The sequence below is a fragment of the Psychrobacter sp. Ps4 genome (genome assembly GCF_022129285.1).
GTDB classification, from domain to species: Bacteria; Pseudomonadota; Gammaproteobacteria; order Pseudomonadales; family Moraxellaceae; genus Psychrobacter; species Psychrobacter immobilis_A.
Window position 1 is genome coordinate 103,180 of record NZ_JADQAK010000011.1, and the last position, 11,235, is coordinate 114,414.

General features: G+C 42.9%; 11 protein-coding genes. 5 read left to right on the forward strand and 6 right to left on the reverse strand.

Annotation, left to right across the window (positions count from 1 at the left end; all coding sequences use genetic code 11):
* The first annotated feature begins 54 nt into the window (after nt 1–54).
* The gene (gene rpsB, locus I3252_RS08245; protein WP_045443642.1) at nt 55–852 is read left to right on the forward strand and encodes a 30S ribosomal protein S2; all 798 of its coding nucleotides are present in this window, start codon (nt 55–57) and stop codon (nt 850–852) included.
* Nucleotides 853–1,184: 332 nt separating this feature from the next.
* A complete protein-coding gene (gene tsf / locus I3252_RS08250) occupies nt 1,185–2,069 on the forward strand; it encodes a translation elongation factor Ts (RefSeq protein WP_045443645.1) in 885 nt (294 codons plus the stop codon).
* 212 nt (nt 2,070–2,281) lie between these two features.
* On the opposite strand, the gene I3252_RS08255 is transcribed toward tsf, so the two are convergent.
* The 4 genes from I3252_RS08255 to hflX all read right to left on the reverse strand — a co-directional run bounded on the left by I3252_RS08255 (nt 2,282) and on the right by hflX (nt 6,539).
* Nucleotides 2,282–3,106, reverse strand: coding sequence for a lytic transglycosylase domain-containing protein (locus I3252_RS08255; protein WP_045443853.1), 825 nt, complete (start codon nt 3,104–3,106; stop codon nt 2,282–2,284).
* A 406-nt stretch (nt 3,107–3,512) separates the two neighbouring features.
* Nucleotides 3,513–4,202: an LrgB family protein gene (locus tag I3252_RS08260; protein WP_238034835.1), complete on the reverse strand. Its 690-nt coding sequence runs from the start codon at nt 4,200–4,202 to the stop codon at nt 3,513–3,515.
* Between the two features lie 22 nt (nt 4,203–4,224).
* Nucleotides 4,225–4,659: a CidA/LrgA family protein gene (locus I3252_RS08265; protein WP_238034836.1), complete on the reverse strand. Its 435-nt coding sequence runs from the start codon at nt 4,657–4,659 to the stop codon at nt 4,225–4,227.
* A gap of 416 nt (nt 4,660–5,075) precedes the next feature.
* Nucleotides 5,076–6,539 carry a ribosome rescue GTPase HflX gene (gene hflX, locus I3252_RS08270; RefSeq protein ID WP_238034837.1) on the reverse strand — a complete coding sequence of 488 codons (1,464 nt, stop codon included), beginning with the start codon at nt 6,537–6,539 and terminating at the stop codon, nt 5,076–5,078.
* Nucleotides 6,540–6,843: 304 nt separating this feature from the next.
* On the opposite strand from hflX, the gene I3252_RS08275 reads away from it, so the two are divergent.
* Nucleotides 6,844–7,644, forward strand: coding sequence for a lysophospholipid acyltransferase family protein (locus I3252_RS08275; protein WP_060490440.1), 801 nt, complete (start codon nt 6,844–6,846; stop codon nt 7,642–7,644).
* A gap of 171 nt (nt 7,645–7,815) precedes the next feature.
* Here I3252_RS08275 and I3252_RS08280 read toward each other — a convergent pair whose 3' ends face one another.
* Nucleotides 7,816–8,856, reverse strand: a complete 1,041-nt coding sequence (locus I3252_RS08280; RefSeq protein ID WP_238034838.1) for an aldo/keto reductase — start codon at nt 8,854–8,856, stop codon at nt 7,816–7,818.
* Between the two features lie 50 nt (nt 8,857–8,906).
* Complete coding sequence (locus I3252_RS08285; RefSeq protein ID WP_238034839.1) at nt 8,907–9,404, reverse strand: peptidylprolyl isomerase; 498 nt, start codon at nt 9,402–9,404, stop codon at nt 8,907–8,909.
* A 148-nt stretch (nt 9,405–9,552) separates the two neighbouring features.
* On the opposite strand from I3252_RS08285, the gene I3252_RS08290 reads away from it, so the two are divergent.
* Complete coding sequence (locus I3252_RS08290) at nt 9,553–10,224, forward strand: cold shock and DUF1294 domain-containing protein (RefSeq protein ID WP_060490442.1); 672 nt, start codon at nt 9,553–9,555, stop codon at nt 10,222–10,224.
* A gap of 216 nt (nt 10,225–10,440) precedes the next feature.
* Nucleotides 10,441–11,052 (forward strand): glutathione S-transferase family protein, encoded by a 612-nt coding sequence (locus I3252_RS14285; RefSeq protein WP_238034840.1) that lies wholly within the window; start codon nt 10,441–10,443, stop codon nt 11,050–11,052.
* The last annotated feature ends 183 nt before the right edge of the window (nt 11,053–11,235 follow it).

Genomic DNA, 11,235 nt, shown 5'->3' on the forward strand with positions numbered 1-11,235 from the left:
TAGATAGGCAGTTTTTGTGATGTGGAGGCATAACCCAACCAATAGGAATTTCACATGTCTACAAAGAATCCAACCAAAATCGAAATGCGCGACTTACTACAAGCCGGCGCTCACTTTGGTCACCAAACACGTTTTTGGAATCCAAAAATGGGACCATACATCTTTGGTGCCCGTAACAAGATTCACATCATTAACCTTGAGCACACAGTAAAAGCGTTTAACGAAGCATTGACTTACGTTAACGGCTTAGCTGCCAAGAAAAACAAAGTATTGTTCGTAGGTACTAAACGCGCAGCAAGCGGTATCATCGCTGAGCAAGCAGCACGCGCTGGCATGCCATACGTTGACCATCGCTGGTTAGGTGGTATGTTGACCAACTGGAAAACACTTCGCCAGTCAATCAACCGTCTAAAAGAGCTAGAAAAGCAAGCAGAAGACGGTACTTTCGCTAAGCTTACTAAGCGTGAAGCGTTAGAGCGTACTCGCGATATGGAAAAACTTGAGCGTTCACTAGGCGGTATTAAAGATATGGGCGGCCTACCTGACGCAATCTTCGTTGTAGACGTAGATCATGAAGCGATTGCTATCAAAGAAGCTAAAAACCTAGGTATCCCAGTTATCGGTATCGTTGATACTAACTCTAGCCCAGATAACGTTGATTACATCATCCCAGCAAACGATGATGCTATCCGTGCTGTGACCTTGTATGTGACTTCTATGGCTGATGCGATTATCGCTGGTAAAGAATACGCACAGACTCAAGCGGGCGGCAAAGCTGAGCAAGAAGCACCTGCTACTGAAGAAGCACCAGTTGAAGCCAAAGCAGAAGAAGCGGCGACTCCAGCAGAATAATTGGCTGACCCCAAAGGTTTAACTTTGTAAGGATAGCTTGATAGTCACACTATCTGCATCCATATAACGTTATTAACAGCGTATAAGCTCACAATAGGCATGATGTAGTTTTACTCGTCATGCCTTATTGTTGATGGAACACTCGTTAATAAGCGAGTATTATCGCTTACATATGCCCTCGTGATGCACAATATCTGTCATTACAATGATGTCTGTTATCACGATCAACCATGAGTGCTTCCATTACTATAAGAGCGATATAGTACCAATAGATAGCAAAGATATATCTCATAGAAATTAAGCACTCCCATACATAATAAAAGGTAACTCTTATGTCAGAAGTAAAAGTATCTGCCAAAATGGTAAAAGAATTGCGTGACCGTACTGGTCTTGGCATGATGGAATGTAAAAAAGCGTTAGAAGAATCAAATGGCGATGTAGAAACTGCCATTGATAACCTACGTAAATCTGGTCAAGCAAAAGCTGCTAAAAAAGCTGGTAACATTGCAGCTGATGGCGCTATCATCATCGCTCAAGGCGACAACAAAGCATTCTTGTTAGAAGTAAACTGCCAAACTGACTTCGTTGCAAAAGACGAAAACTTTACGGCATTTGCAGAAGCAGTAGCCAACATTGCATTAGAAAACAATGTGACTGACGTAGCTGCTATCGCTGAATTGCCATATGGCAATGGTCAGACTGTTGAAGAAGCTCGTGTATCTTTGGTACAAAAAATCGGCGAAAACATCCAAGTACGCCGCGTTGAAGTATTAGAAGGTAGCAACCTTGCTTCATACCGTCATGGTCTACGTATCGGTGTTGTGGTATCTTTTGAAGGCGGCAACGCAGATACTGGCAAAAACCTTGCCATGCATATCGCTGCGTTTAACCCAGTTGCGGTTGATGACGAAAGTGTAGATGCTGATTTATTAGCACGCGAAAAAGACATCATCGAAGCAAAAGCTCGTGAGTCTGGCAAGCCTGATAACATCGTTGAAAAAATGATCGAAGGTGGCCTACGTAAGTACCTAGAAGAAGTGACTTTACTACGTCAGCCATATGTTATGGACAACGAGAAGAAAGTTGGTGATGTACTAAAAGCTGAAGGCGTAAAAGTACTTGCTTTCAAACGTCTAGAAGTTGGTGAAGGCATCGAGAAAAAGCAAGAAGATTTCGCTGCTGAAGTTGCTGCAACACAAGCACTGGCTAACAAGTAATTTTTAAATTTTGCTAAGAAGAAAGATGAGTGCTAAGCTTTTAGGTCTGGTATTCACCGATCAGCTTTATTATTAATCTTGTATCGAACTCAAAAAATATGACAAGATAGATTATGAATGAATAGATAAAGCCTCTTAGCACAAAAAAAGCCCGTTAATTATATTAACGGGCTTTTTTACGTTTGGATTCAACGGTTCATACAGTCTTCATTCTAGCGTAATGCGTCATATGCTGAGTTGGCATAGCTGGCACTATTGCTATTACTGCTGGTGCCATAGCTGACGTTTTGTAAGCCGCTACTGAGACTAGGATTGGCGATTTGATTACTAGCGTTCATGGTACTGCCTGATAGCCCTGAGTCGTTTTTATACAAGCTATGGTAACGGCTCATGACATTTTTGACATAGTTACGGGTTTCCTTAAAAGGCGGGATGCCGTTATATTTATCAACGTTACCTTCACCCGCATTGTAGCCCGCAACCGCAAATTCTACGTTGTTATTAAAACGCTTCATCAGCCATGCAATATATTTAGCAGAGCCTTCGATATTATCTGCAGGATTCCAAGGATTGCTAACTTTGAAGCGTCGCGCAGTCGCTGGCATTAGCTGCATGAGACCTTGCGCACCGACAGGTGAGCGTGCATTCGGGTTAAATGCGGATTCGCTATGCATCATTGCTTTTATAAGCCCAGGATCTACGCCATGACGCTGAGCTGAGGCGCGAATATAACTGTCGTATGAGTTGCGGCTTCCGCTACTGCTGGCAGAGCTACTACCGTAATTACTGCTGCTATTGTCACTACTACCGTCATACATTTTAGAATCTTTATAGTAAGTGACTTTTACCTTTTTAGTAAATTTATCAAAATTACCACTTGGATTGACGTTAGTGAGTAAGACTTGTCCGCCTTTGTCTTTGTAAATATACATATTACCTGCTTGAGCAGCAACAGATAGAGATAGGCTGGATAGGGCGACAGCGGTCAATAAAACAGGAGACAAGCAGCGAGTCACTAAGGTTGTAACATTTATCATAGGGTTATCACTTTTCATCGAGTAATAGCAAATTGCTTTGCCTATAGGCGCGTCGTTCTGCGCATTTAAGCGGTTATCGTGCTGGTAGGATTTTATCGCTGCAAACGATATAGCACCCTAGCAAAAACCACGTCTAACTAGAAACCACTCGCATTGGATACAAAAAATAATAGTTGCTTACTATAACATATAATAACTTTTCGACGCATACGATTATCAGTACAAAGTATAAAAGTCATTTTTAATTTGTAAAAAAATCAACACACTACCGTTTTAGAGTATGTTGATTGAGTATCGGCTTTATTATTTTTAGGCGTGTGGGGTACGTGAATATTCTGGCTGTGGCAATGAATGAATCATGAGAAATAAAAGCTATTTGGGGCACTGGGAAGTGCTTTGAACAGGGTTATATAGAAAGTGCACTGATAAAAATAGGCACCCAAACGGCGGTGACCAGCCCGTTTACTGCCAGTCCAAATGCCGCATAACGCCCAGCAGTGTGGCTAATTTGCCATGCTTCGACGGTACCAAAAGCATGCGCTGCCAATCCAAGTGCTAAGCCCTTGGCACGGTCATCATCGATACCGCGAAATAAAAAGCGCGCCAAAGTACCACCGATAAGCCCTGAGACAATAATAATTAAGTTCGCCATGGCAAGTGGTGCTTTAATTAAATCTGCCACACTCAGACCGATTGGTGTGGTCACTGAACGCGTTGCGAAAGCGAGTATGGTGTCGTGACTTAATGAAAATAAATAAGCCAATGACATCGGTAGCAATGCACCAACCACACTTGCAAGGATAACTATGAGAGTAAGCTTTTTGACTGGCAGACCTTTAAAGTTCATTGCTGCTAATGGTACTGCCAATAATACGGTGACATATCCCAATAGGTGATCAAATACAGGCTTGGCAACATCGTAATAATCGTTGTAATCCCATTGTAGGATAAACAAAAATAAGAGAACAAGCGCCAACGCCGTAATCACCATCGGCAGCCATGAGAGCTTACGTACCAGTACACGAGCAGTCACATGGGCGATTAGCGTTAATAATATCGCCGCAAAGGTTGCCACAAACACGTTATCAAAAGTCATTGAATTTCCTTGTTCATACAGCTCATAGCTGTCCTTTGTGCTCTTCAACGGTGGTGCTATCGATGCTAACATCGTGATTGAGCCAACGGTTGGCAAGTATGGCAAGTCCCCAAAGCGGTATGAGTGTGCTAATAATCATCGTCAGCATAACCCCCCACAGCTCATCACCTAAAGCAAATAGCAGTAAACCTGCACCTGCAGACACGGGCAAAAAAGCAAAACCGCTATCCACCAATAAAGTATTACTGGCTTGGGTGAGCCAACTGGGCAACCCTTTAAGTAATCGCCATGTCATCAAAATAAAGAACATGGCGACCAATCCAACGATGTTGGCAGCCTTTTCTATTCCTGCTAATTGACAGATGATAACGGCTGATTCACGAACCACGATGACCATCGTGAGTGTCAGGATTAATGCAAGCCATAGCGGCAAATGGACGGAATGAGTAGATTTCATAAGAAATACTGGCCGATTTAGAAATAGATAGGATAGGAGCCACAAAATAGGTAACCGCACTCTAATGAGTGTGTTCTATCTATCAATGATATTAATATTAGTTGAACCTATAGCCGATGATTATATAGAGAGTAGGCAAACTAATAAAGCTTATAGCATATCGTCAGTGCGATTATAAATAGCAACAGCGTTAAGCTCGCTTACTATAATGAGTGTATCATTAATGAGTGTATCATTAATGAGTGTATCATTTGAGCTCGAATGCCTTGTGCTCACTTTGAACGACATCGACTCTGGTAGCGCGTTTTCGTGATCGGGTAACCTATAAAGTTTAATGCTATGTGCCAAAAAAAAGGATGATATCAATGGATATCATCCTTTTGTCTTTTATAAAGCTATTTTACAGATTCAGTCATTTATATCTTTGAGTAAGGAGTTTCCGCTTCTACTGCTAATTCCTCTGACTTAGCGGCTTCAGAATTCAGCGCATCAAACTCATCAAACGCTTTTTCCTCTGCTTCGGTCATCGTCGGCTCTTCAACCTCATCAGGTTTTTCGAAGTCTTCAAGTACTGGCATTAATAATGTGGCTTGTGCTAATGGCAGTACATCTAAAGGCTCTAAATTGGCCTGACCCAGTAGCTGTCTTAGCGTATCGCTTGGCAAGCGAATCGTTAAACATTCATGCCCGCTGTCATCGTAGCTCTCTTCCTGAATAACACCCAGCTCATATAAGGCGTTTTTTAACTGACCTGCATGATAAGGTAAGGTCAACTCAAAGGTGGTGAGTGTACCAGTCAGTAACTGCTGCACGGCTAACGACAACGCTTCCATACCTAGATTTTCTCTAGAAGAAACATAGACGCGATTGGGTTGTCCTTCGCTAGCATAACCAATATGTGCAGGCTCATCTGTCAAATCAATTTTGTTGTAGACATTGAGCACTGGTACATCATTATCAATCTCCGCTAATACGTCTTTGACCGCCTGAATTTGCTCATGCATATCTTCACTAGAAGAATCGATGACGTGTAGCAATAAATCTGCTTCCAAGGTTTCTTCTAATGTCGCATGAAAGGATTCGACCAACTCATGCGGCAGATGACGGACAAAACCTACCGTATCGACTAAAACAACACGACCAACACCCTGCCAGTCTAAACGGCGTAGAGTGGGATCAAGCGTGGCAAATAGTTTATCCGCTGCATAGATATTCTCGTCGACCAAGCGGTTAAATAGCGTAGATTTTCCCGCATTGGTATAACCGACAAGCGAAATCGTCGGCACATCTGATTTTTGGCGACGGGCTCGACCTTGCGCACGTGTCTGTCTGACTTTCTCGATTCTGCTTTTAAGCTGATTCACGCGCACTTGTAGCAAGCGACGATCGGTCTCAAGCTGGGTTTCGCCGGGTCCACGTAGACCAATACCGCCTTTTTGACGCTCCAAATGCGTCCAACCTCGTACCAAACGCGTCGATAAATGGTTGAGCTGCGCCAGCTCTACTTGTAGCTTACCTTCATAAGTACGGGCACGCTGGGCGAAAATGTCCAATATCAAACCTGTACGATCCAGTACGCGACATTTGACCAAGGCTTCAATATTACGCTCTTGTGATGGCGATAAGCTATGGTTAAATAAGACGATATCCGCATCATGTTCGCGTACCAATTCTGCTATTTCTTCTGCTTTACCGCTACCAACGAAGTATCTGGCGTCGGGTCTTTGGCGTGAGCCTGTGACTAAAGCCAAACGATCAGCCCCTGCTGAGTCTGCTAACAGCTCAAATTCACCTAGATCATCAGGATCTTGAATTTGACGGATGTCTAAATGTACTATAATGGCGCGCTCGCCACCTTCGTGTCTTTCAAAATAATCCAAAGAGTATCACCTATTTAATAAAGTAAATATATCGCTATTATCCATTCAGTAAACGTCGATATAGCGTTCATATGACCATATATATGTGGTCTCATCACTTAATATTAAAGCGTTCTAGCACAATTAACGATGGTTTTATGTTACAGCGTAAATGAAAGCCATAGACAAATCAGTGAACGCAGCAGAACTGGTTGAATAAAAAGCAACTCAGTGAACAAATCGTCACTGACTGAATAAATTTTGTTATACTCATGGCGCTTGTTTACGATATATAATCATAAGTTTTTAATCACGAGGGACACAGATGAGCCAATCTAAGTCAGGCTTCTCACTCAGACAACAGTTGGGGCGCGGCAAACAAATTGCTGGCATGACCACCACTATCGCTGGTGGATTGCGCGCCGCCCAACGTATTGGGGCATTTAAGCAGCCACCACGCGAAAAATTGCCGCGCTATATTCAAGCCTTTTGCCGCAAAATGGCAGGCTCTTTTGGCGTCAAGGTTGTGGCAGTCGAGCGGGTAGAGCAGCACCACGGATTATGGGTATCCAATCATGTGTCATGGATGGATATCCCTGTGGTGGGTACATTGAGTCCTGCTTTTTTCTTATCCAAAGCCGAAATCGGTGAATGGCCTGTATTTGGTAAGCTGGCTCATGCAGCAGGCACGGTATTTATTGAGCGTGGTTCCGGTGATGCAGGGTCGGTCGCCGCCCAAATTGCCAGTTTTTTGACCAAAGGTTTCTCGGTTATATTCTTCCCTGAGGCGACCACCACCGATGGTAAGAAAATCAAGCGTATTCATGGCACGTTGCTACAAGCTGCCATAGATGCTGACGTGCCCGTACGCCCGCTGGTAATTGCTTACGTCAATAAAGACGGCACGTTAAGTGAAGAGTTGCCTTATTATGGCAAGCTTACGATGAAAGAGAGCCTAAAAAAGGTACTCGATACGAAAGATGTGACCGCCTATGTATTGCCACTTGAGCCAATAGATCCCAAAGGGTTGAGCAAAAGTGAATTGACGGACTTGTTACAAGCCCGTATGCAAGAAGGTTTGGCCGAATTACATTCGCGAGTCTTAACGAAAGTCGCTAAAATATAAAGCGGTGACAGCATAATAGTTGCGAATATTTAACACGCTCTAATAAAAAAGGCGCAAATCGCTCAGTTTATGACTGCGATTTGTGCCTTTTTTTTGTCGATTATAAATACGACAGCCTCAATGCGCCAAAGTCTGGTTTGCATCAGACCATGGTGTCACATCAAGCTAAAATTAGGGTGATGGATTGGGATGCTGTGTATGCACGGCTTCAATCGCTTCCAATACTTCTGAGCTTAAAGTTAAATGGATACTATCGATGTTGGATTTTAGCTGCTCGATCGTAGTAGCGCCAATAATGTTACTGGTGACAAATGAGCGTGAGTTAACGAAAGCTAATGCCATCTGTGCCATATCTAAACCTGCATCTGCCGCTATTTTGGCGTATTGAGCAGTGGCTGATAGCGCTTGTTCATTGGTATAGCGCGCAAAGCGATCATACATCGTCAGACGCGCACCCGCTGGACGTTTTCCATCGAGATATTTACCAGATAAGACACCAAAGCCAAGCGGTGAATAAGCCAGTAGACCCACATCCTCACGGTGCGTAATCTCGGCCATAGCGACTTCATATAAGCGATTGAGCAAACTATAAGGATTTTGCACCGTGATAGGGGCGATCAAACCATTTTTATCAGCCTCCCATAGGTAGCGCATCAGTCCCCAAGCGGTGTCGTTCGATAGTCCATAAGCGCGAATACGCCCTTTTTTAATCTCATCATTTAACGCTTGAATGGTCTCTAGAAATGGTGTCAAATCATCTAATGGTTGCGATGCCATCTCTTCGGTATAGCCAAGCTGACTAAAAAAATTCGCTTGGCGTTCAGGCCAATGGAGCTGGTAAATATCAATATAATCGGTCTGCAAACGCTGAAGATTGCCATCGATGGCGCTGCTAATATGTTCGGCATTAAAACGCGTTTGCCCATCACGCAAAAAATCCATCGGCGATATTTTGCTAGCAAGGATAACTTTATCGCGCTGTTTGGTTTTATTAAACCATGTACCCATAAAGCGTTCAGTATCGCCTTGCTTGTCCTTATCCGGCGGCGATGGATACATCTCCGCCGTATCCCAAAAATTCACCCCTTCGCTTAGCGCCATGTCCATTTGTTCATGTGCTTGGGTCTCGGTATTTTGCTGTCCCCATGTCATCGTGCCTAAACAAATCTTAGAAACTTTTTCATTGAGTTGTGGCAACATTTGATATTGCATATGAATGTCCTTTGTAAATGTATTTTTATAGCTGACAGTTTTTTAAGCGATTACATGAGCTTTATACCAGTGACACCAGGCGGGGTAACCTTAAAGATTTTTACTTTAAATAACAGGGATTGTCCGGCAAGAGGATGGTTAAAATCCACTTCGACTTGCTCGTCATCGAGTGCACTAATCGTACCCGGCAGTGTGTTTTTGCCTTTGTCTTCGAACTCTACCATCATGCCGATTTCTGGATTATCAGCGATTAACGCAAACTGAGTACGGCTGAAATGTTGGATGTTGTCAGGATTCCAATCGCCAAATGCCTGCGCCGGCTCTAGGTGGGCAGAGCGCGTGTCACCTGCGCGCAGGTTCATTAATACCTGCTCAAAGCCAGGTAATAAACTTTCATCACCAATGGTAAGCGTCACAGGCGCATCACGGCTAAAGGTAGAATCAATCATCGTACCGTTCTCTAGTGACACTTCAAAGTGCAGCTTTACAAGGCTGCCAAAAGTGATACGGGTGTCTTCATTGGGAGTGATAAATTGTGAGTCGGTCATAGTCAACAGCCATTTATTACGGGGTTAGGAATTGGTTTGGCGAATAATATAAGAAATGATAAGCCATCTTGGAGAGTATGTAAGCGTAAATAGTGTAACGCAAATAGTGTAATATATTTGGCAATTCTAAGAGCAGGCAGGGGGTTTTATGGTAAATAAGCAACAAGGTCACATTAAAAAGTGGCAAGATGACAAAGGCTTTGGTTTTATCGAAACACAGAATGGTGATTCAATATTCTTTCATATCAATGAGTTTAAAGCACGTCGTCGCCCTGAGGTCGGTGAGCCAGTTGTTTTTACATTTGGGCAAGACAATCAAGGGCGTATGCAAGCAAAAGATGTACAAGAACTGAGCTTTGTGCAGCAAAAAATGGCGCAAAAAAATCAGAAAATCCGTCAGCGTAATCACAAACGTAGCATGCAAGCAGACTTTGAAGCGGGACAAAAGAAACGTTTGTTCCTTGGTGTGGGCTTTTATGGCGTATTAATCTTGTTGGCCGCTATGAACAAGCTCAGCTGGCTAGTTGTGGGTTGGTATGTGGCTTTGGGTCTCATTACTTATATGATGTATGCCAAAGACAAAGCCGCTGCTCAGAATAATGATTGGCGCACACCTGAATCAACCTTGCATCTGCTAAGTGCGCTGGGCGGTTGGGTGGGCGCGATGGTTGCGCAAACGTATCTACGCCACAAGTCGCAAAAGCCTGAATTTCGAGTGGCATATTATTTGACTGTTCTCATCAATATGGCGGGGTTATTGTTTATATTGACAGGAGGAAGCTTGAAATTTTTGCAAGGATTACTTGATTCTTTGGTATAAAAGCACTTGTTTATTTATCATAGTGAGCGGTGTAGTTTTGATGTTTAATGCTTAAGTCTAAAATAAACGGCTCATGAAACATCAAAGTTTTATATCTTGAGTGGCTGCTTGCCGTGCATTGGTATTTTGTGCGAGTATGACGAATCGTACGCAATGAGCACGATTTTTCAGAATAAACCTTAAATGGATTTTATTAATAATAAAAGGCGAACGTAAGTGATTACTTTATACAAATACACCCATCCAAGTCGCGCTGAAACGGTCATTTGGGCATTGCAGGAGCTGGGCTTAGAATATGAGACCAAAGAAATAGATGGCAAAAAAGGGGAGCAGCGTAGTCCTGAGTTTTTAGCCGTTAACCCCTTTGGTAAAATCCCTACCATCACACATGAAGGCAAACACTTTACTGAGTCGTTGGCTATTATTGAATATCTCAATGAGTTACACCCTGACAAACCTTTGACACTAAATAAAGCAGATGAGAACTTCGCTGAGAAAAACTATAAACTTCGCCAAGTGATTTCATTTGGCATGATCGAGATTGAGAGTTATCTATGGATACTCACCAAAATCAACGTATTAGACAATTATGAAAACTGGCCTGAGGGTACCGCTAACAACTGCATGAGGTGTATCCAAAAAGCCCTACCGATTGCTTATGCTTGGGTAGATGAGCAGGAGTATATAGCGGGGGACAGCTTTACGCTGGCAGACATTTATTATCAGCATTTGTTTTCATGGTTAAAGATGCTAGGCGTTGCGTTGCCTGAGCAGGTTCAAGATTATCTTAAAAAATTATCGAAGCGTGAGAAGTTTCCTAAGAGATAATCAATCATGAATGTAAGCTGTTAAGAGTGGCGTATAGGCGCAATACTCTATGCTAACTAATAGTCTTTATCAGAAAAAATGATAAATAAAAAAGGTGGGTTACGACTGCGTAACCCACCTTTTTTATGGGGGCTGTAGTAGATAAGGATTAAACATCACACCATATTCTCAGAGTTTTAAGCT